This is a genomic window from Salinimicrobium sp. WS361 (assembly GCF_050750585.1).
Lineage (GTDB): Bacteria > Bacteroidota > Bacteroidia > Flavobacteriales > Flavobacteriaceae > Salinimicrobium.
The window spans coordinates 112,736-138,677 of sequence record NZ_JBOJLM010000010.1 but is presented as its reverse complement, the minus strand read 5'-3'; the positions used below and the strand labels follow the sequence as shown (position 1 = coordinate 138,677).

Genomic DNA, 25,942 nt, shown 5'->3' with positions numbered 1-25,942 from the left:
ATGCTTTAAATTTATGTTCTGTTTAGAATAATTAGAGTTCTTGCTGCGCTTCCAGGTACTGGTCTTGCTTGTGCCAGTCAAACCTGTAAGAAACACCGGCAGCAACCTGCCATCTCGAAGGCGTGTCTTTGAAATTGATAAGCCCCGAGATATCTGCCTGAAAGTTTTTGTGAAAGAGGTAGGCAAAACCGCCACGGGCAATCTCATCGCTATAGATATCGCTTATCAAAGTCTGGAATTCTCCAAACACTGCAAACTTCTTTGAGAAAGAGTGGGTGAGCGTACCTATACCCGAATAGGTTGGAGAATCATCCCCAATCCTGTCGGCAATAATGTTTAGGACCAGAACCCAGGGTCCCCAGTTGTTTTGAGAAATTACAGCCGCACGAGGTGAGAATTTTGACTGCCCTTCATAGAGAAACGGGTTGTCACCGAATGAAAAATTGGCACCGGCATACAAAGATACTGCGGGTACCAGAGTACTCCAGTCAAAGCGTTGATTGGCCTTCCAGCTGTAAAGATTGGGCTTCTTCTCTTTTGCATCTTTATTGGGGTCATATACAAGGTATTTTACTCCTATGGTATTAGAATCGAAATTGGATAATTCGTAGGCCTCGTTGTTGGCTCCAACCACGTAATTGGTGGTTTGGTTAAGATAAGAACCCATCAGGTTGATCTCGAGCTCTTCAAAGAGAAACCCAAATCTTATGGCGTAATCTATTCCCCAAAGATCTGTATCAGTCTGCAGTAGCTCATGAGTGTCGTTCCCTAATTTTGCACCGGCTTCTACCTGAAGCACCATAGGTCCCACTGCAAAAGCCCCCTGGGAATTTCCCGGCCTGTTTGAATTAATGGTTTCTGTATATTGAGCAGTGGCATTAAAACTTCCGAAGAAACAAAAGAGAAAAAAAGTCAGGTAGATCCTCATATTAGGGCTGATTGGTGATGATCAAATATAGATATTTTCTCATTTTTTTTGGGTGCAGCAATGGTTTTCTTTGAGTAGAATAGTAATTTTACCAAAACTTTTAGAATGCACGAAGCTTCATTGACCGAGGTATTGAGGGTGTTACTTATAGTCCTTCTTGTTTACTTTGGTTTAAAATTATTAATACGCTGGTTTGGCCCCATACTACTTCGTTGGGTCTTAAAGAAGATTGGAAAGAAGTTTGAGCAGCGTTTTAGCCAGTTTGATCCTGGCAGAGGGCAGCAACACCAACAGGGTGAGGTGAACATTGAAAAAAAGCCTAAAAGCACCCCTAAATCAAAGAATGACGTGGGAGAGTATATCGATTATGAAGAAATTGACTAATTTCCGCTCCAAAACTCTCTTCGTATGAATTTTTCCCTAAAGAAAGTACTTCCTCACATTTTTGTTTTCCTGGGGTTTATTATAATTTCTCTTGCCTACTTCTATCCTGTACTTCAGGGGAAGGAAATCTACCAGAGTGATATTGCCCAGTATATAGGGATGTCCCGTCAACAAAATGATTTTAGGGCAGAGACAGGCGAGGAACCGTACTGGACCGATGCTGCTTTTGGGGGGATGCCCACGTACCAATTGGGTGCAAATTATCCTCATAACTACATAAAAGAACTCGACAGAACCCTGCGATTTTTACCCCGCCCGGCCGATTATCTATTTCTGTACTTCCTGGGGATCTATATTTTACTTCTGGTTCTAAAAATTGATTACAGACTGGCATTTTTGGGAGCACTGGCTTTCGGGTTTTCTACCTATCTCATTATTATACTTGGAGTAGGGCACAACGCAAAAGCTCATGCCATTGCCTATATGCCGTGGGTGATAGGCGGTATTTTGCTGTGCTTCAGTCAAAAATATATTATAGGGTTTTTACTGCTGGCCTTCGGAATGGCACTGGAAATAAGTGCTAATCACTTCCAGATGACTTTTTACCTGCTCCTGCTGGTGATCGTAATAGGTATTGTGTATTTGATCGAAGCCTTCAGGAAAAAGACGTTACCCGAATTCTTTAAGGCGTTGGCTGTGATGGTAGTTGCAGTAGTGTTGGCAATAGGCACGAACGCCACCAATCTTTTGGCCACCCAGGAATATGCCGACTTTAGTACTCGTGGAGACACCGGACTTACAATTAACCCTGAAGGTACTCCCGGGAAATCTAGCGGACTTGATTACAATTATATCACCGAATACAGTTACGGAGTTCTGGAAAGCTTCAATCTTTTCATACCCCGTTTTATGGGTGGTTCGAGCGCAGAGAACCTGGGGACAGATTCTGCTGTTTATTCGCAGTTGTTGCAGTTGGGCGCTAACCCGGTACAGGCGGCACAATTTGCCGAAGCAGCCCCCACTTACTGGGGAGATCAACCTTTTGTGGGTGCCCCGGCCTATGTTGGCGCCACAGTGCTTTTTCTGTTTGTCTTTGCACTCTTTCTGGTGCGGGGAAAACTGAAATGGTGGGTAGTTGGAGGTTCCCTGTTGGCCCTGATACTCTCATTTGGTAAAAACTATCCTTTTGAATTTATAACCCGCTTCTTTATTGAATATGTGCCGCTTTACAACAAATTCAGGGCGGTGTCTTCAATTCAGGTGATTTTAGAATTGTGTATTCCGGTGCTTGCTATCGCCGGTCTTTCCCGATTGTTCTTTAAAGAAGAAAGTGTGGAAAGAAAGGTTTATTCTATAAAATGGGCCACAATAATTACCGGCGGTATTGCCTTATTGTTCCTGCTGTTTAGGGGAGCTTTCAGTTTTACAGGCGCAAGCGACGGAGTGCTAATTCAGCAGCTGGGGCCCGAGTTTGTGAGGGCATTAAAGGAAGATCGCAAAGCCGTCTTTACAGCCGATGCCATTCGTTCCCTGGTGTATGTGCTGCTCACTGCTGCTGTACTCTGGTTTTTTATAAAACAAAAGCTCAACCGGAATTTGACATTTTTGGGACTTGGTTTGCTCATTCTTGTTGATTTGGTTGGTGTTGGTAAAAGATATGTAGATAGTGAAGATTTTGTGGGATCAAGTGTGGTAAACAGGCCTTTCCAGGCTACTGAAGCCGATAGGGAAATCATGAGGGATGAGAGTCACTACAGGGTTTTTGACCTTACCGGAAGTCCTTTTAATACTGCCCGCACATCATTTTTCCACAATTCTATAGGAGGTTACCATGCCGCAAAGCCGGGCAGGATGCAGGAACTTTATGACTTTTATTTGTCACAAAACAATCTGCAGGTGCTCAATATGCTCAATACCAAATATTTTATTATTCCTACGGAAGAAGGGGCTGTAGCTCAGGTAAACCCTGAAACTAATGGCAATGCCTGGTTCATTCCGGAAGTGAAAATGGTAGAGAATGCAAATGAAGCAATCCAGGCGCTTGATGGTATCAACACCAAAAGAGTGGCGGTTGTAGACGATGGTTTTGCTGAATTCCTTCCAAAAAAGCAATTTGAAGCCGATAGTACAGCGAGTATTGAATTAGTTTCTTATCAGCCGAATGAATTGATTTACCGTGCTTCTGCAGAAAGCGATCGTATGGCGGTTTTTTCCGAAATTTATTACCCGCACGGGTGGCAAGCTTACATTGACGGTGAGAAAGTTCCGCATTTTAGAGCAAATTACGTGCTGCGGGCAATGATGGTGCCTGCAGGAGAGCACGAGATCATCTTTAAGTTTGAACCAGAAGTAGTAAAGACGGGAAGTTCAATTGCGTTAGCCAGTTCTATACTATTAGGGCTCTTGTTGATTGGCGGTCTTTTCTGGAAGATACGACGTAAGTAATTTGACATTTTAAGTAGGGCTATGAAAAAAATACTTATAGTTACTTATTACTGGCCCCCGGCCGGTGGCCCTGGGGTGCAGCGGTGGCTTAAATTTGTAAAATATCTTCCTGAAAACGGAATAGAACCTATAGTTTACACCCCCGAAAACCCTCATTACCCTCTGAAAGATACCAGTCTTGAAGTCGAAATTCCTTCAGAAATAAAGGTGCTCAAAAATGCCATTTTTGAACCCTATGCATTTGCAGGAATGCTTTCAAAAAAAGACACGAAAAGCATCAGTTCAGGAATTATTCCGAAGGAACAGAAGCAGGGATTGTTGCAGAAGTTCATGCTGTTCATTCGGGGGAACTTCTTTATTCCCGATGCCCGAAAGTTCTGGATAAAACCTTCAGTAAAATATCTTTCAAGCTACCTTAAGGAGAATGATATCGATACGGTCATTACTACAGGGCCGCCCCACAGTATGCACCTTATTGGCCTGGAGCTTAAAAAAGCGCTGGGTGTAAAGTGGCTGGCTGATTTTCGCGATCCATGGACGCAGATTGGGTACCACAGCAAGTTAAAGTTGCTTCCAGCTTCCCGTAAAAAACATGAGGAACTGGAAAAAGCAGTGTTGCTGAGTGCCGATAAAATTATAACCACCAGTTTTACCACTAAAGCGGAATTTCTCTCAAAAACGGACAGTCCTGTTGAAGTAATTACTAATGGATATGACGTTGAGAAGGTGGAAAAACTTCCAATGGACGAAAAGTTTAGTATTTCCCATATAGGTTCGTTGCTTTCAGGAAGAAATCCGGAAAATCTATGGCAGGCGATTTCAGAATTAATTGCCGAAAATGAAGATTTTGCAAAAGATTTTCAGCTTAAGCTTGTGGGAGCTGTGGGAGAGCCGGTTTTGGAGAGTATTCAAAAATGTCATTTGGAAGAGTGGTTGGTTTTAAAGAATTACGTGTCTCATTCAGAAGCTTTACAATTGCAGAGAAGTTCGCAGTTGCTCCTGCTAATTGAAATAGATAGTGAGGAAACAAAGGGAATAATTCCGGGGAAATTGTTTGAGTATATGGTGAGTGAACGTCCCATTCTTGCGGTAGGGCCTGTAGATGCCGATATTGAAAAGATCATTAGAGAAACCAATACAGGGTCTTATTTTCTATACCCTCAAAAAGCGGAAATTAAGACTTACATTTTAGAGAAGTATGAACTCTACAAAAAAGGCGAATTAAGGTCGTATCCCATTGGTTTGCAGCAGTACAGCAGGAGTGCCCTTGCAAAGAGATTGGCAAATCTTATAAAGCAGTTGTAATGGGAATTATTGTAAGCCAATCGGCCAAAAACCTTGCTACCACTTATGTTGGTTTTGGAATTGGTGCCATCAATACTTTATTTCTCTACACCAATTTTCTTACGCCCGAGTATTATGGGCTTGTAGGGTTTCTATTATCGGCTGCTAATCTTATCTGGCCGTTAATGGCTTTTGGAGTGCACAATACCCTGGTGAAGTTTTATACTTTTTACGATTCCAAAGAAGAAAAGGACAGGCTGCTGAGTATAATCCTGTTTTTACCGCTGGGAATTTCTCTGATTTTAGGGTTGATCGGTTACTTCTCGTATGACTTGCTACTCGATTATTTTTCAGACGGGGAGGGGCTTGTAAAACCTTATATCTGGCTCATTTTTGTCATTGCCCTGGCGACTTCATATTTTGAAATCTTCTTTTCGTGGGCAAAAGTGGCCTACAAGAGTGTCTTCGGAAATTTCATGAAGGAAGTTTTTCACAGGGGATGCATTTCTCTACTTCTTCTGGCTGTTTACTTCGGATATCTTTCGGTGGAAGAATTTGTTTATGCCGTGGGTGCAGTTTTTGTGTTAAGACTGGTTCTCATGATGTTTTATGCCTTCAATTTGTACTTTCCGAAGCTTAGTTTTTCATTTCCGAAGAATAAAAGTTTTATCCTGAAGTATTCTGCTTTAATTCTCATAGCAGGTTCAGTAGCAATGGTTTTACTCGATCTTGATAAAGTGATGATTGAAAGGTTTCTTCCTATTGAAATGGTTGCGGTGTATGGGATTGCGGTTTATATTTCTTCTGTAATCGCTGTTCCTTCGCGGGCGATGCACCAAATAACGTATCCAATGACGGCTACGCTGCTCAATAAAAAAGATAAAAAAGGACTTTTAGAGCTCTATGAAAAAAGTTCGCTGAATTTACTGATAATAAGCGGACTTATCTTTTTAGTGATCATTACTAATATTTCCCAGCTTTACGCCCTCATTCCCGACGAATACCAGATTAGCTATGTGATTGTAATTTTGATTAGTGCTGTGAAGCTTTACGATAACCTGCTGGGGAACAACAATAGTATTCTTTTTAATTCAGATTATTACCGCCTGGTGCTGGCCATTGGTGTTTTTCTGGCTGTACTTGCGTTTGTTCTCAATATTTTGCTTATTCCCGTTCTCGGACTTTTAGGAGCGGCCCTGGCGACCTTTTTAGCTTTTGCCTGTTACAATACAGTAAAGTTGATCATTGTGCTCAGGAAATTTAAAATACATCCATTTTCAAAAGAGACAGCTTACAGTCTGCTTCTCATCCTGATATTTGGATTAGGATTTTACTTCTGGGAATTTTCATGGCACCCGCTGATCAATATAGTACTTAAATCGGGCATCATCGGAGTGCTATACGTCCTGGTGATCTATGTGCTAAAGTTATCTCCCGAAATAAACAAGATCATTGAAAAGACCTTGAGACTTCCGCAGAGATAGATTTTGAAGCAAGGGTATTAAAGTAAAAATCTCCGGCGCTAATGCAACCGGAGATTTACCAACTAACCAACCAAACTAATTATTTAATCTCTTCCCCGAGAACTTCTGGTCTCTCTTGCAGGAGTTGAGGTTTTTGTAGCGGGATTAACCTTCTCTGCCGACCTTCTTGTTCTGCTCTCGGCCTGTACGCTTCTCTGCGGAAAATTGTTTATAGAAGTGTTATTTCTGTTTGTACTTCGTTGTTCACTCCGAACAGAACGACTTTCTGTGCGGCTTTGTCGGGCTTCCCGTTGTTGAACTGCAGGAGTTTGAGCTCTTAAAGTTCTTGTTCTTTGTACGGCTTTTTCCCTTGAAGGAAACGTCTGCTGAGTATCCCTGTAATTATTTCTTGCCTGAGGTACAGAGACTGCGGTATTTGTAGCAGTAGCATTTTCAATTCTTTCCTGCTTTTGCGCCTCTGTCCTTCTTCCGCGGTGATAGGAGGTAACCCTGTCGCCCGGTTTGTAGTAGCTCTTCTGAAAAGAGTTCCTGTCAAAATGATTATTATAATAGTACTTTTTATAGCTATTGTACTTCATTCTGTAAGGTTCATAATACAGGCGGTAAGGCTGATTGTAAACTACAGTGAAGTTTGAAGGCCTCATGTAGTAATCATGCCATGGTCTATAAACATAATTTACATTTCTATTGTTTATAAAGCCTGAAGTGTGACTATACCTGTGGTAAGGATCGTAATGAACAAAGAGGTTCCCAACCCTGTTTACCATTCCAAAAGCATTATACCTTACCTGTACCCGGCCAGCCTGAACAATTCTTCCGTAGTAATCGTAATAAACCGGTACATTTTCAATTTGAATTACTGCGCCGTAATCGTCGTACTGTACAAAGGGGCCGTAGTTATAACCGGAATTATAGCTGTAATTAATATTAGGTGAAACCCTCTGGAAATTTGCCTGTGGATGAAAGAAGAAATCAAACTGCCCATCTGGAAAAACGGCAAATTCAACCCCTCTTTCCACAAAAATGAAAGCTTCTTCATAAGCCCTGCGATCAAAATTTCCCTGCGCTTCAGGAGAGGCATTGGAGGAAATACCTACAAGCATTATTGTCAATAAGAGGTAAATTTTTTTCATGATAAATGGATTTGAGGTTAAGACCTGTGTACTCGTTATAAAGGAACTACATTAACTTATATTCAAACTACGTGCCACAAATTAGAAAACCCCGCGAACATTAAGCTCAACGGGGTTTCCAAACTAACCAACCAAAAATTATTAATTACAATCTAATTATGTAAACATTACTCTTGCAATTAATTATTTTGATTCAAAGGCTGTGCCAAGATTCTAAATTTGATCTTTTATAGTGTTAAATTCTAAGCTCGAATATATGCTTCTATAATTTTTCTTTGAGAAAAGGAGCCGTATAGGATTTTTTGTTCTTTGCTACTTCTTCAGGGGTTCCCGCAGCAATGAGTTGGCCGCCTGCGTCACCACCTTCAGGTCCCAGGTCAATAACATGATCGGCACATTTTACAAGATCCATATTGTGCTCAATTACAATAACAGAGTGGCCTTTGGCCAGCAGCGCATTAAATGATTTGAGTAGCTTTTGAATATCATGAAAGTGTAAACCTGTGGTGGGTTCATCAAAAATAAACAACGCTTTTTCTTTTGAACTTCCTTTTACCAGGAAAGACGCAAGTTTAATCCTTTGGGCTTCCCCGCCCGACAGGGTAGAAGAGCTTTGCCCGAGTTGGACATAGCCAAGACCCACATCCTGTAGTGGTTTTAGCTTTGCAGTGATCTTGTCTTCCCCGTTTTCGCTGAAAAAATTAACGGCATCATCAATGGTCATGCTAAGCACATCATCAATATTTTTTCCGGCGAAATTTACTTCTAAAACTTCCTTTTTAAAACGCTTGCCATTACAGGTTTCACAAAGCAGGTGAACGTCGGCCATGAACTGCATTTCTATAGTTACTTCTCCTTCGCCTTTACAGGTTTCACAACGCCCACCATCTACATTGAACGAAAAATGCTTGGGTTTGTAACCGCGAATATCACTTAGCTTTTGATTGGAGAACAGGTTCCTAATATCGTCATAGGCCTTAATGTAGGTCACGGGGTTGGAACGTGAAGAACGGCCAATGGGATTCTGATCTACAAATTCAATGGTGGTAACATTTCCGAATTTCCCTTCAATTCGGGTAAACTGTCCGGCTTTTTCTCCATAGCCACCAATTTCCTTGCGCAGGGCAGGATAAAGTATTTTTTTGATCAAAGTACTTTTTCCACTTCCTGAAACCCCCGTTACTGCTGTAAAAACACCCAGCGGAAATCTCACATCCAAATTTTTAAGGTTGTTCTCCCTGGCGCCTATAATATCAACAAAGTATTTATAATCCCGTCTTTTAGAAGGAACTTTGATCTCAAGAACGTTGTTGAGGTATTGTGCGGTGAGAGAATCTGAAGAGAGTATGTCAGCATAGGTTCCGGCAGCTACGACTTCTCCGCCGTTGGTGCCGGCTTCAGGACCAATATCAATAATCTCGTCTGCAGCTTTCATGATATCTTCATCATGTTCTACGACAATTACAGTATTACCAAGATCACGAAGAGATTTAAGGACTTCAATGAGCTTTAACGTATCGCGGGGATGCAATCCAATAGAAGGTTCATCAAGAATATACATAGAACCCACAAGGCTACTTCCCAGGGAAGTGGCGAGGTTAATTCGCTGAGATTCTCCTCCCGAGAGGGTGTTCGATTTTCTGTTTAAAGTCAAATAATTGAGGCCTACTTTTAAAAGGAATCCAAGCCTGTTATTTATTTCGGTAAGCAGCCTTTTTGCAATGGCGGCATCTGATTCATTCAAATCTAAGTTTGCAAAGAAGTCGGCTACTTTATTGACCGGCATTTCTACCAGTTGGGTAATTGTAGCTCCTCCTACCTTTACATAATTAGCTTCGGGGCGCAACCTTTTTCCTTTACATACAGAACATTTTGTTTTTCCGCGATAGCGGGAAAGCATTACACGGTTCTGAATTTTGTAAGCCTTGGATTCCAGGAAAGCAAAGAATTGATTTAATCCTTCAAAATACTGGTTCCCATTCCAGATAAGATCTTTTTGCTCCTGTGTGAGTTCAAAATAAGGCTTGTGAATTGGGAAATTGAATTTGTGGCTGTTATTTACCAATTGATCCCTGTACCAGCTCATGCTGTCACCACGCCACGGAAAAATGGCATTTTCGTACACCGATAAACCGGTATTGGGAATGACTAGGTCTTCGTCAATACCAATCACATCTCCATAGCCTTCACATTTTGGGCAGGCACCATAAGGATTATTGAAGCTGAACAAATGCACGTTAGGCTCCAGAAAAGTCATGCCGTCAAGCTCAAACTTATTACTGAACTGCCTGATCTTACTATCTGATAAACTTTCAATGAATAATTCCCCTTTCCCTTCAAAAAAGGCAGTTTGAGTAGCGTCTCCAAGCCTATTTAAAAAATCTTCATCATCTTTCACCACAATCCTGTCTACTACAAGAAACAGGTCCTTTTCTGCTATTTTTGAAAGGTCAGCTTCATCGATCCGCAGTACATCACCTTTGTACTTTATACGGCTGTATCCCTGTTGTAGCAGAACTTTCAGTTTCTCCTGTGGCGTGCGACTTTGTTCAACATGAACAGGTGCCAAAAGTAGCATTTTTGACCCCTCAGGAAAAGATTGTACATAATTCACTACATCGGTAACAGTGTCTTTTTTTACTTCCTCTCCCGAAACAGGGGAGTAGGTTCTTCCAATTCGGGCAAAAAGGAGTTTCAGGTAATCGTATATTTCCGTAGAAGTTCCAACGGTTGAACGTGGATTGGTGGAATTTACCTTTTGCTCGATTGCAATAGCCGGGGCAATCCCTTTTATAGAGTCTACCTGTGGCTTGTTCAGCCTTCCCAGGAACTGGCGGGCATAAGATGATAAACTTTCAACGTACCGGCGTTGGCCTTCGGCGTACAAGGTATCGAAGGCCAAAGATGATTTTCCCGATCCCGAAAGCCCCGTTAGAACTACCAGCTTATTCCGGGGAATTACTACGTTTATATTCTTTAGGTTATGAAGGCGTGCTCCTTTTATTATAATGTTCTCTTTTGGATCTACTCCTGAGATATCTACTTGCATACTTTATTTTGTGTTGTAACAGCAAAGGTACTCAAACTTCAAATTTTTGAGTAAGGTGTGTGGTATAATAACTGTTTCTGTGCTAACATGTTAAAAACATTAACCTTTTATTTGCATTAGTGAATTTTTTCCTTTTATATTTGCTGATATAATCTAAAATCATTTTTGCCTATTGCATAAAGTTACTTTGAACTTGTAATAACTAACCCCCAGGCCACCCCAACAGCCTGCAAAAGTAACTCTTATGGATAACGCCGAGGCAAATGATGCTTTGCTCGTAAAGAGCTATATGGAAGGAGACGAGCAGTCACTTTCTATTCTTATCAACCGTCATCAACAACGAATTTACAGTTTTATCTTTTCAAAGGTCTTTGACAAAGATGTTGCTGAAGATATCTTTCAGGATACCTTCATTAAAGTGATCAAAACCCTGAAAAGAGGAAAATACAACGAAGAAGGGAAGTTTCTTCCGTGGGTGATGCGTATTGCTCATAACCTGGTGATAGATCACTTCAGAAAAAACAAAAGAATGCCCAAGTTTGAGAACAGTGGCGACTTTAACATTTTTTCTGTGTTGTGCGATTCAGGTTTAAATGCTGAAAAACAGATCATCAAAGATCAGATTGAGGCCGATGTTCAGGAGCTAATTAAAGAATTACCTGAAGATCAACTGGAAGTGCTGGTTATGAGGATCTATAAAGACATGAGTTTTAAAGAAATTTCAGAAAGAACCGGCGTAAGTATTAACACGGCATTGGGGAGAATGAGGTATGCTTTGATCAATCTTCGAAAAGTTATTGAAAAGCACAATTTAGTTTTAACTAATTAGCACAATAAGATTAGCGTCTGGCCGTTATTATGTTACAACTTTAAAAGTTCAATAATGGCGAAACTCTACTCTCGAAAAAAATTGCAACCCATGAACCCAAAAAAGGAAACCATAAGCTTCCTTTTAAGCTATTCTAAAGCTTTAAGAATAAACACTTACAAGAAGCTGGAATTTGAATCAATTTTAAATTAATTGAACAAAAAAAAAGATCTGCTAACGGCGGATCTTTTTTTTGTGATATTCATCCAAAACTGTTTTACGACCAATGGTTTTGGTGATGATGTCTTTTTCCAGATCCCATCCTCTTGCCGGAGAATATTCCCTGCCGTACCAAATGATTTGAAGGTGAAGCTCATTCCATAATTCCTTCGGAAAAAGGCGTTTTGCGTCCTTCTCTGTCTGAACCACATTTTTTCCGTTAGAGAGATTCCATCTGTACATGAGCCGATGAATATGTGTATCTACAGGAAATGCCGGGATGTTAAATGCCTGGGATATTACCACGCTGGCGGTTTTATGCCCAACGGCAGGAAGCTCTTCGAGTGCATCGATATCTACTGGAACTTCGCCGTTGTATTTTTCAATAATGATCTTTGAAAGACCGTAGATGCCTTTAGCTTTCATAGGAGATAAGCCTACAGGTTTTATGATCTCCCTAATCTCTTCTTCGGAAAGTTTTACCATGGCATAAGGATTGTCTGCCCTTGCGAAGAGTAAAGGTGTGATTTGATTGACTCTTACATCTGTACTTTGTGCTGAAAGCAGCACGGCAATCAACAGGGTATAAGGATCTTTATGATCTAATGGGATAGGAACGTTTGGGTAAATATCTGCTAAAGTGTCTATGACAAATTGAACTTTTTCCTGCTTGGTCATTAATGTGTAACTTTGAAACAAAAGTACTAATTATGACAACACTTCAACCAGGCGATAAAGCGCCCAATTTTTCAGCCACTGATCAGGAAGGGAAAAAACATACTCTAGAGGATTATAAAGGAAAAAAATTAGTCGTCTTCTTTTATCCTAAAGCGAGTACTCCCGGTTGTACTGCCGAAGCGTGCAATTTGAGAGACAATTATGAAGCTTTTCAGGCTAAGGGTTATGAAATATTAGGAGTAAGTGCCGATTCACCAAAGCGGCAGCAGAATTTTAAAGAGAAGAATAACCTGCCTTTTCCATTGCTGGCCGATGAAGACAAAGAAGTGATCAATGCCTATAAAGTATGGGGACCAAAGAAATTTATGGGGAAAGAATACGACGGAATTCACCGCACTACCTTTGTTATTGATGAGGAGGGTGTGATTGCTGATGTGATTTCAAAAGTAAAGACTAAAGAGCACGCCGGACAAATCCTTTAAAGGATTAAGGTTAAAGGGATAAGGAATATTATAATGGAGGGTATTATTCTTTCTTCCAGATCTTCTGAAGAGTGGCAAGAGAATCACAGTTCTCGAAAAGCATTTCCAATTCTCCTGAATCTGAATCTCCTGTCACCATATAAACTTTACAGGAGTCGAGGTCTGTATTGCTGCGGCTAAAATCTATATCACCTTTATGGAGCACTCTGGTAATAGAGGCTGAGTCTATTTGCAGCCTCTCAATCTCAGAAATGGCTTCTTGAGCATAAGCTCTTTCCTTTATCCTGATATTCTTAAGTACCCGTGCATCCGGGCCGTAGGCGCAGGAAGTTTTTTTTCCGCTCAGAAAAAAAGCAAGTATGATCAATCCTATGGCAAAACCTCCAAGGTAATAGCCGAGTCTGTGAATAAATTTCATGGAGAATTAAAAAATAAGCAGGTTGATATCCCTATAAGAAAGATCGAACCATTCAGCAATAGATTTGTTGGTTAAAATTCCGTGGTAAAAGTACAAACCATTTCTCAGACCTCTGTCAAATCTTAAGGTATTTTCCAATCCGCCCTGCTCGGCGATATGTAAAAGATAAGGTGTAAAAATGTTGCTTATAGAAAGGGAAGCTGTCCTGGCATATCGGGATGGGATGTTGGGGACGCAATAATGTACCACCCCGTTCTTAACAAACGTGGGCTTATCGTGAGTGGTAATCTCACTGGTCTCAAAGCAACCACCCATATCTATACTTACGTCTATAACCACAGCACCTTTCTTCATGTGTTCTACCATGGTCTCGCTAACGAGAATAGGGGAACGGTTCTTTCCACGAACTGCTCCTATCACCACATCACTTCTTTTTAAAGCTTTAATGAGATTCTTTGGCTGAATTGTAGATGTGTGTAAAGGCCTCCCAAGGTTAGCCTGCACTACCCGTAACCTGGTAAGGGAATTATCAAAAATCTTGACATTTGCACCCAGGCCAAGTGCAGAACGTGCAGCAAATTCTCCTACTGTACCGGCACCAAGTATGGTGACTTCAATGGGTGGAACTCCGCTAATGTTTCCAAACATAAGTCCGTTCCCAGCAGGATTATTGCTCATAATTTCGGAGGCAATAAGTATAGAGGCTGTACCGGCAATTTCACTAAGAGCCCTAACCGCCGGGTAGGAACCATCGTCATCTTTAATGAATTCAAAAGCAAGCGCCGTAATTCTTTTGGATGCCAACTTTTGAAAATAGGCTTTCTTTTGTGTTTTAAGCTGAAGTGCTGATATAATGGTAGTCTGCGGATTCACCATATCAAGTTCCTCGAGGGTAGGAGGTTCTACCTTAAGGATCATGGGGCAGGAAAAAACCTTCCTGGTATCTTTAGTGATTTCGGCTCCTGCCTCAGAGTAATCTTTGTCACTGAATTTAGCGCCTTCCCCGGCACTAGATTCTATAAGTACGCGATGGCCGTGTGCTGTCATGGCAGCTACCGCATCGGGACTAAGGCAGACCCTCTTTTCCTGATAAGCGTTTTCTTTAGGGATACCAATAAATAACTGGCCTTTGTGCTTATAGACTTCCAGGGTTTCTTCCTGCGGAATTAATTGTTCCCTGGTAAAGGGAGATAGCTGCTCTGTCATAATCTGTTGGTCACAAAGATAAAATTACGACATTTTTATGAAGTGAAAGAATTAGAGTTTTACGTAGTACTCTTCCTGAATGTCACCGTTGTTTCCAGTATCTTTTCTAAAATCTTTTATTTCTTTGTATTCTTTATCTGAAAAAGGTGAGAAGGGGGAGATGTTTTCCCGTTCTATTTCGGTTAAATCTATACCATATACTCGGTCAAATACTTTAATTCTAATCAGGTATACTATTGAAAGTATACCAATAAAAAATGGAGCGAGATATAGAAGACCATTAGTATCTAAAAAAATACTTTCATCCATATAAGCGTCTTGATAAAACGCAACAACAAGTTGATATCCATACATTACAATAGGAACCAAAATAACATGATACCACCAATGTTTACATGTGAAGAACCAGATTAGAAGAAGAAATAGAGGAGTAATTTTACCTAAATAAGTCCAGATAGCCACATTAATGCTCTGATAGTATTTACTTTCATAGGTAAAAAAAGAATTTTCCCAAATAGGACCATTTGGGAAAATTTCGTATAAGTAAAATAAATATGGTGAAAATGCTATACAGATAGCAATAATGCTACCCAGCAGCAGGAATTTTGATGAGTCTGCGGTCGACAGCTGTTTTTTGGATTTCATTCTTTTTATTGTCGTTATCTGTGTTAGAAGTTACAAATAAAGTTGCTCCAAAGATAGAAACGGCTAGGAAAAGGGCTTTAATTTTCATGATATAGTTTTTTAAAGGTTGTGTATGTTTCGATTTGTTGATACAAACCTATAAAAAACTAACCCGCTAATAATTAGTGCATTATTCGTACTTTTGCCGCCTTTTTGAAGAATTTTTTTTTAAACTTTTAAAATATCACATTCCAGTTAATACAGTTAAAATAATTATTAATTCGGTTAATGACCCGGAGATAATACATATCTGTTAAGGAAATCCAAAATACGAAAGAAAATTCGTACAGCAGATTCTTTACTCGACATTAAAAATCTGACGCTAAATTAACAAAACTTTAACTTTCTTAATTCATTTTCCAGTATCAAAATTTCCACTTTTTGATCCCCTTCTTCAATAAAATTTTGAATTTTTTGAGGCCATTCTATAAAATTCCAGTTGCCAGATTCAAGATATTCTTCAAAACCCATGTCCCAGGCTTCAGATTCATCATTGATTCGGTAAAAATCAAAGTGATTCACAGTTCCATTTTCAGTTTCGTAAACGTTTACAAGGGAAAAAGTTGGGCTACTGCCAATATCTACGGCACCTAAGGCCTTTAAGAGGGCCTTTATTAAAGTTGTTTTACCCGCTCCCATTTCTCCGTAGAACAATAGGGTTTTACTTCCAGATCTTTCCAGAAGTTTCTGGGCAACAGTATCAATTTCAGATAGAAGGTAGGTTACTTCCATTCAAAAGTATTATGATTTGGGACTGTAAAGATAGTTAAAATCTTGTTATCTAGGAGATAAGACGCTAAAGGGGATGATCATTTCCTCCATCGATACTCCTCCGTGCTGAAAAGTATTTCTATAGTAGCTAACATAATGGTTATAATTATTAGGGTATGCAAAGAAGAGATCTCCCTTTGCGAAAATGAAGGAACTGCTCATGTTAATAGCAGGTAAGTGAATAGTTTTTGGATTAGGTGCAGCCAAAACATCTTTTTCCTCGTAAGTGAGGCTCTTTCCGGTTTTGTAACGCAGGTTTAGACTGGTCTGCTTATCACCTATAACTTTTGAGGGATTTTTTACATTAATAGTTCCGTGATCTGTAGTCACTATAAGTTTGAATCCGAGGTTTTGAGCTTGCTGGATAATCTCAAGCAGCGGAGAATTTCTAAACCAGCTTTGGGTAAGGGACCGGTAAGATTTATTAGTAGATGCCAGTTCTTTGATCACTTCCATTTCTGTCTTAGAGTGAGAAAGCATATCCACAAAGTTGTAGACAACTACCGTAAGATCATTTTTTTTTTGGCTCTTAAAGTTTTCAACCAGTTTTTTACCGGCTTTGAGACTACTTATCTTGTGATACTCGTGTTTAATGTCGCTGCCCAGTCTCTTTAGCTGTGCCTGTAAAAATTCGGCTTCATGAAGGTTTTTTCCGCCTTCGTCTGTGTCATTCTTCCATAAGTTGGGGTGGAGCTTTTCCATATCACTTGGCATAAGTCCCGAGAAAATAGCATTTCTGGCGTATTGCGTTGCTGTAGGCAGGATACTGTAAAAGGGGATTTCGAGCTCCTTCTTATAGTAGTTGTTCACCACTGGTTCAAATGCCCGCCATTGATCATACCTTAAATTATCAATTACCACCAGCAGCGTAGGCTGTGCTTTACTTAATTCGGGAAGTATCTTTTCCTTAAACAAAGTATGTGACATGGTGGGGGCATCGGCATTCTTCTCAAACCATGTAGGATAATTCTTATCTATGAATTTGCAAAACTGTGAATTTGCTTCCGTTTTTTGGGATTCAAGGATCTCAAACATCCCCGTGTCTTCGATGTTTTCCAGTTCCAGTTCCCAGTAAATAAGCTTTTGGTACAGTTCTGCCCATCCTTCAAAAGAATTGATCATTGCCATATCCATCGCGATCTTTCTAAATTCCTGCTGATAGCTCGATGTGGTTTTTTCAGAAATAAGCCGGGAGTGATCAAGGTTCTTTTTGATACTCAAAAGAATTTGATTGGGGTTCACAGGTTTAATGAGGTAATCTGCTATTTTTGAGCCTATAGCTTCCTCCATTATATATTCTTCTTCGCTTTTGGTGATCATTACCACCGGCACGTTTGCCTGTTTTTCCTTGATTTCTGAAAGCGTTTCCAGTCCAGATAAGCCTGGCATGTTCTCATCCAGAAAAACTATATCAAAATTCTCCTTTTCTATTTCTTCTAAAGCTTCGGTCCCGCTTTGGCAGGTGTAGACTTTATAATTTTTACTTTCAAGGAATAGAATGTGAGGCTTAAGCAGGTCGATCTCGTCGTCTACCCATAATATTTTGATATCGTTCATATATGTATCTTTGTTGAGATTAATATTAAAGGACAAGATTTGCTTCCAGGAAACAAACTCAAAATTTTAAACGATCCAATTTACGGATTTATTACTATACCTAATGAGCTCCTTTTTGATATCATGGAGCACAAATATTTTCAAAGACTGCGGCGTATTTCTCAAATGGGATTGTCATACCTGGTTTATCCCGGTGCGCATCACACACGTTTTCACCACGCCTTGGGTTGTCTCCATTTAATGCAAAAAGCCGTGAGGGTGTTGAGGCTTAAAGGTGTAGAGATCTCTGCGGAAGAGGAGGAGGCCCTTCAAATTGCCATCCTGCTTCACGACGTTGGCCACGGGCCTTTCTCTCATGCTATGGAGCATAGCATTGTGGAAGGGGTAAGTCATGAGACGATTTCTTTCCTTTTTATGGAAGAAATGAACCGGAAGTTTAACCAAAGATTAACTATGGCTATAGAAATTTTCCGTGGAAAATACCCCCGAAAGTTTCTCTGCCAGTTAATTTCGAGTCAGATGGACATGGATCGTCTCGATTACTTAAAGCGCGATAGCTTTTATACAGGGGTGGCTGAAGGGAACATCAATAGCGAAAGACTTATAAGTATGCTCACTGTAGTAGATAATGAGTTGATGGTAGAAGAAAAGGGGATATATTCTATTGAGAAGTTTTTGCTTGCCCGCCGCCTCATGTACTGGCAGGTGTACCTGCACAAAACCGGCGTAGTGGCAGAGCAGCTTTTGATTCGGGTGCTTCAGCGTGCCAAGGAACTTGTTCAGTCTGGGCGCACTTTATTTGCAAGTACTGCTCTCAATTATTTTTTAAAACAACAGATCACGGCCGAGAGTTTTTCAGAAGAAACTTTAAAAATCTTTGCGCGACTTGATGATTATGATATTCTTTCAGCAATGAAAGAATGGGCGAATGATGAAGATTTTGTGCTAAGCAATTTATGTCAAATGATCATTAATCGCGATCTACTAAAAATAAAGCTAAAGAAAAAACCGGTTGCTGAAGAAAAAGTAGAACGCCAGCTTCAAAAAGTGATCTCGCGGTTTGATATAAGCAGGGAAGAGGCCAGCTACTTTGTGTTTAGCGGAGATATTAGTAACCTGGCCTATAAAAGAGAAGATGAAAAAATTCATGTCCTCTTTAAAAGTGGAAAAATAACCGATGTGATAAAGGCTTCAGACCATTTTAATCTCAAAGCACTTTCCAGGCCGGTGACCAAATTTTATATCTGTTATCCAAAACCAAAAGATTAACTCATTTTTTTTACTTTTGCCAGAATGAAGTTTACAGCAACTCAAATAGCAGGAATACTCGGAGGAGAGGTAGTAGGAGATCCCGGGGCCGAGGTTGACAGGCTTGCCAAAATAGAGGAAGGGACTGCCGGTTCCATCACATTTTTGGCTAATCCTAAATATACCTCTTTTATATATTCCACCAAAGCTACTATTACTATAGTAGGTGAAAATTTTCAGGCAGAAGATGATCTGTCTACTACCCTTATAAAGGTAAAAGATCCATATACGGCGTTTTCAAAGCTTTTGGAATACTACAATCAGGTGAAACTGAATAAATCGGGAATAGAGCAGCCAAGTTTTATTTCTGAAACTGTTTCTTACGGTGAGAATCTTTATCTGGGTGCTTTCTCCTATCTTGGAGACCAGGTGAAAATAGGGGATAATGTCAAAATTTTTCCTAACTCATATATAGGAGACAATGTTCAGATTGGAGATAATGTTACGATCTTTTCGGGCGCTAAAGTTTATTCTGAAACCATAATAGGGAATAATTGTGTACTGCACGGCGGGGTAGTGATTGGTGCCGATGGTTTCGGCTTTTCACCAGATGCCGATGGCGTGTATTCAAAAGTTCCACAAATAGGCAATGTAATTATTGAAGATAATGTAGATATAGGTGCCGGCACTACGATTGACAGGGCTACTCTTGGATCTACAATCATAAGGAAAGGAGTGAAGTTGGATAACCAGATCCAGATAGCACATAATGTTGAGGTAGGAGAGAATACGGCTATTGCCGCCCAGACCGGAATTGCCGGTTCATCCAAAATAGGTAAAAACTGTCTTATAGGAGGACAGGTTGGTATTGCGGGACATATTCACATTGGTAACGGAGTGAAAATTCAGGCTCAGTCAGGAATAGGTCGTAATATTAAAGATGGAGAAATGATTCAGGGTTCTCCTGCGATTGGCTATAGTGAATACAATAAAGCTTACGTACATTTTAAGAATTTACCCAAAATAGAAGACCGCTTAACCAAACTAGAAAAAAAACAATCAGATAATGGCTAAACAACGCACCATAAGTAAAGAAGTTTCTTTACAGGGAGTGGGGCTTCACACCGGTAATGAAGTCACTCTTACATTTAAACCGGCTCCAAACAATACCGGTTACTGTTTTGTAAGAACAGATATTGAAGGAAATCCTATGGTGGAAGCCGATGTTAACTATGTAGTCAACACCCAAAGAGGTACAAACCTTGAAAAAGACGGCGTTACTATCCAAACATCAGAGCACGTACTTGCAGCCTGTGTTGGTCTTGAAATTGACAACGTAATTATTGAGCTTAATGCTGCTGAACCTCCTATTATGGACGGGTCTTCTAAGTTTTTTGTAGAAGCGCTTCAGGAAGCAGGTATTGAAGAACAGGAGTGTGACAGGGAAGAATACGTGGTAACAGATGTTATTAGGTATCACGATGAAAAATCGGGCAGTGAAATTCTGGTGATGCCTGCCGATGAGTATCAGGTGACTACTATGGTAGATTTTGGCACAAAAGTTCTGGGCACACAAAATGCATCGCTTCAAAAAATTTCAGATTTTAAATCAGAAATATCCAACGCGCGTACTTTCAGCTTCCTGCATGAACTGGAAACCCTTTTGGAACACGGACTTATAAAAGGAGGAGATCTTAATAATGCTATTGTTTATGTAGACAAAGAGCTGAGTCCTGAGACTATGGATAAATTAAGGGTGGCCTTTAATAAAGATAATATTGCGGTTAAACCCAATGGGATACTGGACAATCTTACCCTCCATTATCCTAATGAGGCGGCAAGACATAAGCTCCTTGATGTGATAGGAGATTTAGCCCTGGCTGGAACCCGCATTCGCGGAAAAGTAATTGCCAACAAGCCTGGACATTACGTAAACACACAGTTTGCTAAAAAACTTTCTAAGATCATTAAAGCTGAAAAGCGAAATAATGTGCCAAAATATGATCTTGATAAGGAGCCTTTAATGGATGTTAATGAGATCATGAACATTCTGCCTCACCGGCCTCCTTTTATCCTTGTAGATAAGATCATTGAGTTGACCAGTGATACCGTAGTGGGTGTCAAAAATGTCACTATGAACGAACCTTTTTTTGTAGGACATTTCCCTGGGAAACCTGTAATGCCGGGTGTACTTCAGGTAGAAGCTATGGCTCAAACCGGTGGTATACTTGCGCTTAAATCTGTGCCCGACCCCGAAAATTATCTTACCTTCTTTATGAAGATTGATAACGTTAAGTTTAAAAGACAGGTGGTGCCTGGAGATACACTAATTTTTAAATTGGAGCTACTGGCGCCAATAAGAAGAGGAATATGCCAAATGCAGGGATATGCTTATGCTAACGGCAAGCTCGTGACAGAAGCCATTTTAATGGCTCAAATTGTAAAACAAAAATAAAAACTATGAATCAACCCTTAGCATACGTTCATCCCGGAGCCAAGATTGCGAAAAATGTAGTGATTGAACCCTTTACCACTATACATAACAATGTGGTGATTGGAGAAGGCACCTGGATAGGATCGAATGTTACTATCATGGAAGGGGCGAGGATCGGAAAGAACTGTAATATTTTTCCCGGTGCCGTTATTTCTGCTGTTCCTCAGGACAAAAAATTTAATGATGAAGATACACTTACCGAAATTGGGGATAACACCACAATTAGAGAATGTGTGACTATCAACCGTGGTACTACCGACAGGATGAAGACCAAAATTGGTAAGAACTGCTGGATCATGGCCTATTGTCACATTGCGCACGATTGTGTGGTGGGTGACAACTGTATCTTTTCAAATAACAGTACCCTGGCAGGTCATATTAATGTAGGAGACTATGTAATTCTTGCAGGTATGGCCGCTATTCAACAGTTTTGTAGTATTGGGAGTCACGCCTTTGTAACCGGTGGTTCTTTAGTGCGTAAGGATGTTCCTCCTTTCGTAAAAGCCGGAAGGGAGCCCCTGTCTTACGTAGGAGTGAATTCAATCGGACTAAGACGTCGTGGTTTTTCTACTGATAAGATTAGGGAGATCCAGGATATTTACAGAATTCTCTATCAGAAGAACTACAACAATACCCAGGCTGTGGCCATCATTGAAGCTGAAATGGAAGCCACTTCCGAAAGAGATGATATTTTAGAGTTTATCAAGAATTCCCAACGAGGAATCATGAAAGGATATTTAAGTACAAATTAATAAGGCGCAAAAATGGCAAGTACAAGTGATATTAGAAATGGATTGTGTATAAGATACAACCATGACATATTCAAAGTTGTAGAATTTCTTCACGTGAAGCCGGGAAAAGGTCCTGCTTTCGTTAGAACAAAATTGAAAAGTGTAACTACAGGAAAAGTGATTGATAACACCTTTTCTGCAGGTCACAAGATCGAAGACGTAAGGGTTGAAACTCATAAGTTCCAGTTTCTTTACAATGATGGCGAATTTTACCACTTCATGAACACTGAAGATTATACCCAGATTAGACTTACCGAAAACGCACTTGATGCACCGGGACTTCTAAAAGAGGGGGAAGTGGTTACTATTCTAATTAATACCGAAGATCAAATGCCGCTATCTGTTGAGATGCCTGCAAGTGTGATTCTTGAGGTACCCCATACAGAACCGGGAGTTAAAGGGAATACAGCAACTAATGCCACCAAACCTGCAACAGTAGAAACAGGTGCCGAAGTGAACGTTCCCCTTTTTATCAACGAAGGTGATAAGATCAAGATAGAAACCGATAAAGGTACTTACAAGGAAAGAATTAAAGAATAGTGATCGGTGATCAGAGAATTTAATATCTCAAATCTCACATCTAATATCTAACATCTCATATCTAACATGAAGTTCCCGCAGCAACATACCCTCGAGCAGATCGCTACAATAATTTCTTCGGAATATGTAGGTCCGGCCGATTTCCCTGTTTTGGGAATGAATGAGATTCATGTGGTGACTTCGGGAGATATTGTATTTGTAGATCATCCGAAGTATTATGACAAGGCTTTGAATTCGGCAGCTACCATTATTCTTATCAACAAAGAAGTAGAATGTCCTGAAGGAAAAGCTTTATTAATTTCAGATGATCCCTTCAGGGATTTCAATAAGCTCACCAGGTACTTTAAGCCTTTTGAAAAAGCTACTTCAAATGTGGCTTCTTCCGCAGAAATTGGAGAAGGAACGGTAGTGCAACCAACCGCTTTTGTGGGGAACAATGTAAAAATTGGTAAGAACTGTCTTATTCATGCTAACGTAAGTATTTACGATAACACAATAATTGGAGATAATGTTACCATTCATTCAGGTTCAGTTTTAGGAGGCGATGCCTTTTACTACAAGAAACGCCCCGAGGGTTACGATAAACTTATATCGGGTGGAAGAGTGGTGATCAAAGACAATGTAGATATTGGCGCTAATTGTACTATAGATAAAGGCGTGACTGGTGATACCACCATTGGAAAAGGCACTAAAATGGATAACCTTATCCAGGTGGGCCACGATACGGTCATTGGAGAAAATTGCCTTATTGCTTCGCAGGTAGGTATTGCAGGTGCGGTGGTTATTGAAGATGATGTGACTATATGGGGGCAGGTAGGTTTCCGAAGCGGGATTGTAGTGAAGAAAGGTGGTGTAATGATGGGGCAGGCAGGGATTACAAAATCAACTAAAGAAAATACCGTATATTCGGGAAATCCGGCAATGGAGTCGCGCGAGTGGCTTAAAGAGTTGGCACTTTTGCGCCGATTGCCTAAATTGATGGACAAAATAAACGGTTGATTATGAGCTTAACACCTAAAGATTGCGTTGCCAAATTCTACTCTTCAGATTTTTATCGAAATCCTGATTCTGTAAAAGACTATTTACACCCCGACGCACAGCTGTTTTGGAACAGTAGCGGCGGATTTCACAAGCTTGGCTATTCAGAGATTGCCGGCATGTCTAAAGAACTTTCTCAATCTTTTGAACATCTGCGGGCCGATATTAGTCATTTGTTAAGCGACGGTGACATGGTCACTATTCGGTTTACTTATTACGTAAGAACTGTAGAGAACCCCGATGAAGAGCTGCCCATGGCACATTTTATATCTATTTGGGAATGTAAGGACGGGAAGATGTACAAAGGCCATCAAATAAGTCAGCAGGCCGATGACAGCCCTGAAAATCTGGATTCTTTCCTTCCAATTAATTAATAAAACCCTTTAGGCTTCTTTTATAAAAACCTAATTTTGCAACTGAAAAATCAAAAAATCAACTATGAGCGTTTTAGTCAATAAAGATTCAAAAATAATTGTACAAGGATTTACCGGAAGTGAAGGTACTTTTCACGCCGGTCAAATGATCGAGTACGGAACGAATGTGGTAGGTGGTGTAACTCCGGGTAAAGGAGGACAAAAACATCTTGAAAAGCCTGTTTTTAACACCGTTTCTGATGCTGTTAAAGAAACAGGAGCCGACGTTTCAATTATTTTTGTACCACCGGCTTTTGCAGCCGATGCTATTATGGAAGCAGCAGACGCAGGTATCAAGGTGATTATTGCAATTACTGAAGGTATCCCTGTTGCCGATATGATTAAAGCTGCCGATTATATTAAAAATAAAGATTGTCGTCTTGTTGGCCCTAACTGTCCTGGAGTGATTACTCCCGGAGAAGCAAAGGTGGGTATCATGCCAGGTTTTGTCTTCAAAAAAGGAAAAGTTGGGATCGTTTCAAAATCCGGAACCCTTACCTATGAAGCAGCCGATCAGGTTGTGAAGCAGGGACTTGGTATTACTACTGCCATTGGGATTGGAGGAGATCCAATTATTGGTACCACTACCAAAGAAGCTGTTGAATTGTTGATGAATGACGATGAAACCGAATGTATCGTAATGATTGGTGAAATTGGAGGTCAGCTTGAAGCCGATGCAGCGAAGTGGGTGAAGGAAAATGGTAACAAGAAACCGGTAATTGGATTTATCGCCGGTGAAACTGCACCAAAAGGTAGAACCATGGGGCATGCAGGAGCCATTGTTGGTGGAAGCGAAGATACAGCCCAGGCGAAAAAAGCCATTTTAAAGGAGAACGGAATTCACGTTGTTGATTCTCCTGCCGAAATTGGTAAAAAAGTAAAAGAAGTTCTGGGATAGTCAATATTCCGGGTCAAAAATAATAAGAACCTCCGTGACTTGTCAAAAATGGCAGTTTCCGGAGGTTTTTCAGTCTTGACCGGTTCTTTTATTATATTTGAAAGAAATTAATCCACACCAGGAAAACAGATATTTTATCATGAAATTACTAGAAGGAAAAAATGCTATCATTACCGGTGCCAGTAGAGGTATTGGTAAAGGAATAGCCGAGGTTTTTGCGAAACACGGGGCCAATGTTGCCTTTACCTACAGCTCATCTGCTGAAGCTGCCAACCAGCTTGAAAAGGAACTTCAGGAACTCGGAATTAAAGCAAAAGGATATAAATCGAATGCAGCCGACTTTAAAGAAGCTGAAGAACTTGTAAAAGATGTGCTTCAGGACTTCGGAAGTATAGATATTCTAGTCAATAATGCCGGCATTACCAAAGATAATCTCCTTATGCGAATGAGCGAGGAAGATTTTGATAAGGTAGTTGAGGTGAACCTGAAGTCGGTATTCAACATGACCAAAGCGGTACAAAGAACCATGCTAAAGCAGCGCCAGGGAAGCATTATCAATATGAGTAGTGTGGTTGGCGTTAAAGGAAATGCCGGCCAGGCAAACTACGCCGCTTCAAAAGCCGGAATGATAGGCTTCTCCAAATCTATGGCCCTGGAACTGGGATCTCGTAACATCAGGACCAATGTTATAGCTCCTGGTTTTATTGAAACCGAAATGACCGGAAAGCTCGACGAGAAAACTGTTGAAGGTTGGAGAGAGGCTATTCCGTTGAAGAGAGGCGGTACGCCCGAAGATATTGCCAATACCTGCGTTTTCCTTGCCAGTGACCTAAGTGCTTACATCACAGGGCAGGTGATCAACGTAGATGGAGGTATGTTGACGTAGATTTAATATTGAATTTTTTATATTTTATATAGAGGCTGCTTAAAAAGTGCATTTTTGTAAATGAACTTTTAAGCAGCCTTTTTCTCTTGGCATTATTTGCGTAC

24 protein-coding genes are annotated in these 25,942 nt (G+C 40.4%); 15 read left to right on the top strand and 9 right to left on the bottom strand.

Annotated features, from left to right (window positions below; all coding sequences use genetic code 11):
* Positions 1 to 31: 31 nt before the first annotated feature.
* Positions 32 to 928: a transporter gene (locus ACQ93I_RS11755; protein ID WP_431698708.1), complete on the bottom strand. Its 897-nt coding sequence runs from the start codon at positions 926 to 928 to the stop codon at positions 32 to 34.
* Positions 929 to 1,033: 105 nt separating this feature from the next.
* Here ACQ93I_RS11755 and ACQ93I_RS11750 point away from each other — a divergent pair, with 105 nt between their 5' ends.
* Genes ACQ93I_RS11750 through ACQ93I_RS11735 form a run of 4 tightly spaced genes read left to right on the top strand, consistent with a single transcriptional unit; the run spans position 1,034 to position 6,525 of the window.
* Entirely contained in the window at positions 1,034 to 1,312 is a 279-nt protein-coding gene (locus ACQ93I_RS11750) for a DUF4834 domain-containing protein (RefSeq protein ID WP_431698707.1), read from the top strand.
* A 24-nt stretch (positions 1,313 to 1,336) separates the two neighbouring features.
* Positions 1,337 to 3,757: a YfhO family protein gene (locus ACQ93I_RS11745; protein WP_431698706.1), complete on the top strand. Its 2,421-nt coding sequence runs from the start codon at positions 1,337 to 1,339 to the stop codon at positions 3,755 to 3,757.
* 21 nt (positions 3,758 to 3,778) lie between these two features.
* Entirely contained in the window at positions 3,779 to 5,062 is a 1,284-nt protein-coding gene (locus ACQ93I_RS11740; protein WP_431698705.1) for a glycosyltransferase family 4 protein, read from the top strand.
* Positions 5,062 to 6,525: a lipopolysaccharide biosynthesis protein gene (locus ACQ93I_RS11735; RefSeq protein ID WP_431698704.1), complete on the top strand. Its 1,464-nt coding sequence runs from the start codon at positions 5,062 to 5,064 to the stop codon at positions 6,523 to 6,525. The genes ACQ93I_RS11740 and ACQ93I_RS11735 overlap by 1 nt, the downstream gene beginning before the upstream one ends.
* A gap of 83 nt (positions 6,526 to 6,608) precedes the next feature.
* On the opposite strand, the gene ACQ93I_RS11730 is transcribed toward ACQ93I_RS11735, so the two are convergent.
* Together ACQ93I_RS11730 and uvrA are read right to left on the bottom strand one after the other, a co-directional pair.
* Positions 6,609 to 7,658, bottom strand: a complete 1,050-nt coding sequence (locus tag ACQ93I_RS11730) for a hypothetical protein (protein ID WP_431698703.1) — start codon at positions 7,656 to 7,658, stop codon at positions 6,609 to 6,611.
* Between the two features lie 262 nt (positions 7,659 to 7,920).
* Positions 7,921 to 10,707, bottom strand: a complete 2,787-nt coding sequence (gene uvrA / locus ACQ93I_RS11725; RefSeq protein WP_431698702.1) for an excinuclease ABC subunit UvrA — start codon at positions 10,705 to 10,707, stop codon at positions 7,921 to 7,923.
* 244 nt (positions 10,708 to 10,951) lie between these two features.
* Between uvrA and ACQ93I_RS11720 the strand changes: the two genes are divergently transcribed.
* Positions 10,952 to 11,536 (top strand): RNA polymerase sigma factor, encoded by a 585-nt coding sequence (locus tag ACQ93I_RS11720; protein WP_266068534.1) that lies wholly within the window; start codon positions 10,952 to 10,954, stop codon positions 11,534 to 11,536.
* A 213-nt stretch (positions 11,537 to 11,749) separates the two neighbouring features.
* Here ACQ93I_RS11720 and ACQ93I_RS11715 read toward each other — a convergent pair whose 3' ends face one another.
* Positions 11,750 to 12,412 (bottom strand): endonuclease III domain-containing protein, encoded by a 663-nt coding sequence (locus ACQ93I_RS11715; protein WP_431698701.1) that lies wholly within the window; start codon positions 12,410 to 12,412, stop codon positions 11,750 to 11,752.
* 32 nt (positions 12,413 to 12,444) lie between these two features.
* On the opposite strand from ACQ93I_RS11715, the gene bcp reads away from it, so the two are divergent.
* Positions 12,445 to 12,894, top strand: a complete 450-nt coding sequence (gene bcp, locus ACQ93I_RS11710; protein WP_431698700.1) for a thioredoxin-dependent thiol peroxidase — start codon at positions 12,445 to 12,447, stop codon at positions 12,892 to 12,894.
* Positions 12,895 to 12,937: 43 nt separating this feature from the next.
* Here the strand turns inward: bcp and ACQ93I_RS11705 are convergent, their stop codons facing one another.
* The 5 genes from ACQ93I_RS11705 to ACQ93I_RS11685 all read right to left on the bottom strand — a co-directional run bounded on the left by ACQ93I_RS11705 (position 12,938) and on the right by ACQ93I_RS11685 (position 17,530).
* Positions 12,938 to 13,312, bottom strand: coding sequence for a hypothetical protein (locus ACQ93I_RS11705; protein WP_431698699.1), 375 nt, complete (start codon positions 13,310 to 13,312; stop codon positions 12,938 to 12,940).
* A 6-nt stretch (positions 13,313 to 13,318) separates the two neighbouring features.
* On the bottom strand, positions 13,319 to 14,518 hold the full coding sequence (locus ACQ93I_RS11700; RefSeq protein WP_431698698.1) for an alanine dehydrogenase: 1,200 nt from the start codon (positions 14,516 to 14,518) through the stop codon (positions 13,319 to 13,321).
* A 51-nt stretch (positions 14,519 to 14,569) separates the two neighbouring features.
* Entirely contained in the window at positions 14,570 to 15,163 is a 594-nt protein-coding gene (locus tag ACQ93I_RS11695) for a hypothetical protein (protein WP_431698697.1), read from the bottom strand.
* 366 nt (positions 15,164 to 15,529) lie between these two features.
* Complete coding sequence (tsaE, locus tag ACQ93I_RS11690; protein WP_431698696.1) at positions 15,530 to 15,934, bottom strand: tRNA (adenosine(37)-N6)-threonylcarbamoyltransferase complex ATPase subunit type 1 TsaE; 405 nt, start codon at positions 15,932 to 15,934, stop codon at positions 15,530 to 15,532.
* A gap of 45 nt (positions 15,935 to 15,979) precedes the next feature.
* Positions 15,980 to 17,530 carry a response regulator gene (locus ACQ93I_RS11685; RefSeq protein ID WP_431698695.1) on the bottom strand — a complete coding sequence of 517 codons (1,551 nt, stop codon included), beginning with the start codon at positions 17,528 to 17,530 and terminating at the stop codon, positions 15,980 to 15,982.
* Positions 17,531 to 17,569: 39 nt separating this feature from the next.
* Here ACQ93I_RS11685 and ACQ93I_RS11680 point away from each other — a divergent pair, with 39 nt between their 5' ends.
* The 9 genes from ACQ93I_RS11680 (at position 17,570) to fabG (ending at position 25,838) form a co-directional block, all read left to right on the top strand.
* The gene (locus ACQ93I_RS11680) at positions 17,570 to 18,799 is read left to right on the top strand and encodes an HD domain-containing protein (protein WP_431698694.1); all 1,230 of its coding nucleotides are present in this window, start codon (positions 17,570 to 17,572) and stop codon (positions 18,797 to 18,799) included.
* 24 nt (positions 18,800 to 18,823) lie between these two features.
* On the top strand, positions 18,824 to 19,852 hold the full coding sequence (lpxD, locus tag ACQ93I_RS11675) for a UDP-3-O-(3-hydroxymyristoyl)glucosamine N-acyltransferase (protein WP_431698693.1): 1,029 nt from the start codon (positions 18,824 to 18,826) through the stop codon (positions 19,850 to 19,852).
* On the top strand, positions 19,845 to 21,233 hold the full coding sequence (locus ACQ93I_RS11670; protein WP_431698692.1) for a bifunctional UDP-3-O-[3-hydroxymyristoyl] N-acetylglucosamine deacetylase/3-hydroxyacyl-ACP dehydratase: 1,389 nt from the start codon (positions 19,845 to 19,847) through the stop codon (positions 21,231 to 21,233). The genes lpxD and ACQ93I_RS11670 overlap by 8 nt, the downstream gene beginning before the upstream one ends.
* A 5-nt stretch (positions 21,234 to 21,238) precedes the next feature.
* A complete protein-coding gene (gene lpxA, locus ACQ93I_RS11665) occupies positions 21,239 to 22,024 on the top strand; it encodes an acyl-ACP--UDP-N-acetylglucosamine O-acyltransferase (protein WP_431698691.1) in 786 nt (261 codons plus the stop codon).
* Positions 22,025 to 22,036: 12 nt separating this feature from the next.
* Positions 22,037 to 22,603, top strand: coding sequence for an elongation factor P (efp, locus tag ACQ93I_RS11660; protein ID WP_431698690.1), 567 nt, complete (start codon positions 22,037 to 22,039; stop codon positions 22,601 to 22,603).
* 66 nt (positions 22,604 to 22,669) lie between these two features.
* Complete coding sequence (locus ACQ93I_RS11655) at positions 22,670 to 23,602, top strand: UDP-3-O-(3-hydroxymyristoyl)glucosamine N-acyltransferase (RefSeq protein ID WP_431698689.1); 933 nt, start codon at positions 22,670 to 22,672, stop codon at positions 23,600 to 23,602.
* Positions 23,603 to 23,604: 2 nt separating this feature from the next.
* A complete protein-coding gene (locus tag ACQ93I_RS11650; protein WP_431698688.1) occupies positions 23,605 to 24,015 on the top strand; it encodes a nuclear transport factor 2 family protein in 411 nt (136 codons plus the stop codon).
* Between the two features lie 64 nt (positions 24,016 to 24,079).
* Positions 24,080 to 24,952 (top strand): succinate--CoA ligase subunit alpha, encoded by an 873-nt coding sequence (gene sucD, locus ACQ93I_RS11645; protein ID WP_431698687.1) that lies wholly within the window; start codon positions 24,080 to 24,082, stop codon positions 24,950 to 24,952.
* Between the two features lie 139 nt (positions 24,953 to 25,091).
* On the top strand, positions 25,092 to 25,838 hold the full coding sequence (gene fabG / locus ACQ93I_RS11640) for a 3-oxoacyl-[acyl-carrier-protein] reductase (RefSeq protein ID WP_423818872.1): 747 nt from the start codon (positions 25,092 to 25,094) through the stop codon (positions 25,836 to 25,838).
* The last annotated feature ends 104 nt before the right edge of the window (positions 25,839 to 25,942 follow it).

Excerpts from the sequence above, each read along its gene's own strand:
- ACQ93I_RS11755 (WP_431698708.1), bottom strand. The coding sequence starts at position 928 with ATGAGGATCTACCTGACTTTTTTTCTCTTTTGTTTCTTCGGAAGTTTT.
- ACQ93I_RS11750 (WP_431698707.1), top strand. The coding sequence starts at position 1,034 with ATGCACGAAGCTTCATTGACCGAGGTATTGAGGGTGTTACTTATAGTC.
- ACQ93I_RS11745 (WP_431698706.1), top strand. The coding sequence starts at position 1,337 with ATGAATTTTTCCCTAAAGAAAGTACTTCCTCACATTTTTGTTTTCCTG.
- ACQ93I_RS11740 (WP_431698705.1), top strand. The coding sequence starts at position 3,779 with ATGAAAAAAATACTTATAGTTACTTATTACTGGCCCCCGGCCGGTGGC.
- ACQ93I_RS11735 (WP_431698704.1), top strand. The coding sequence starts at position 5,062 with ATGGGAATTATTGTAAGCCAATCGGCCAAAAACCTTGCTACCACTTAT.
- ACQ93I_RS11730 (WP_431698703.1), bottom strand. The coding sequence starts at position 7,658 with ATGAAAAAAATTTACCTCTTATTGACAATAATGCTTGTAGGTATTTCC.
- uvrA (WP_431698702.1), bottom strand. The coding sequence starts at position 10,707 with ATGCAAGTAGATATCTCAGGAGTAGATCCAAAAGAGAACATTATAATA.
- ACQ93I_RS11720 (WP_266068534.1), top strand. The coding sequence starts at position 10,952 with ATGGATAACGCCGAGGCAAATGATGCTTTGCTCGTAAAGAGCTATATG.
- ACQ93I_RS11715 (WP_431698701.1), bottom strand. The coding sequence starts at position 12,412 with ATGACCAAGCAGGAAAAAGTTCAATTTGTCATAGACACTTTAGCAGAT.
- bcp (WP_431698700.1), top strand. The coding sequence starts at position 12,445 with ATGACAACACTTCAACCAGGCGATAAAGCGCCCAATTTTTCAGCCACT.
- ACQ93I_RS11705 (WP_431698699.1), bottom strand. The coding sequence starts at position 13,312 with ATGAAATTTATTCACAGACTCGGCTATTACCTTGGAGGTTTTGCCATA.
- ACQ93I_RS11700 (WP_431698698.1), bottom strand. The coding sequence starts at position 14,518 with ATGACAGAGCAGCTATCTCCCTTTACCAGGGAACAATTAATTCCGCAG.
- ACQ93I_RS11695 (WP_431698697.1), bottom strand. The coding sequence starts at position 15,163 with ATGAAATCCAAAAAACAGCTGTCGACCGCAGACTCATCAAAATTCCTG.
- tsaE (WP_431698696.1), bottom strand. The coding sequence starts at position 15,934 with ATGGAAGTAACCTACCTTCTATCTGAAATTGATACTGTTGCCCAGAAA.
- ACQ93I_RS11685 (WP_431698695.1), bottom strand. The coding sequence starts at position 17,530 with ATGAACGATATCAAAATATTATGGGTAGACGACGAGATCGACCTGCTT.
- lpxD (WP_431698693.1), top strand. The coding sequence starts at position 18,824 with ATGAAGTTTACAGCAACTCAAATAGCAGGAATACTCGGAGGAGAGGTA.
- ACQ93I_RS11670 (WP_431698692.1), top strand. The coding sequence starts at position 19,845 with ATGGCTAAACAACGCACCATAAGTAAAGAAGTTTCTTTACAGGGAGTG.
- lpxA (WP_431698691.1), top strand. The coding sequence starts at position 21,239 with ATGAATCAACCCTTAGCATACGTTCATCCCGGAGCCAAGATTGCGAAA.
- efp (WP_431698690.1), top strand. The coding sequence starts at position 22,037 with ATGGCAAGTACAAGTGATATTAGAAATGGATTGTGTATAAGATACAAC.
- ACQ93I_RS11655 (WP_431698689.1), top strand. The coding sequence starts at position 22,670 with ATGAAGTTCCCGCAGCAACATACCCTCGAGCAGATCGCTACAATAATT.
- ACQ93I_RS11650 (WP_431698688.1), top strand. The coding sequence starts at position 23,605 with ATGAGCTTAACACCTAAAGATTGCGTTGCCAAATTCTACTCTTCAGAT.
- sucD (WP_431698687.1), top strand. The coding sequence starts at position 24,080 with ATGAGCGTTTTAGTCAATAAAGATTCAAAAATAATTGTACAAGGATTT.
- fabG (WP_423818872.1), top strand. The coding sequence starts at position 25,092 with ATGAAATTACTAGAAGGAAAAAATGCTATCATTACCGGTGCCAGTAGA.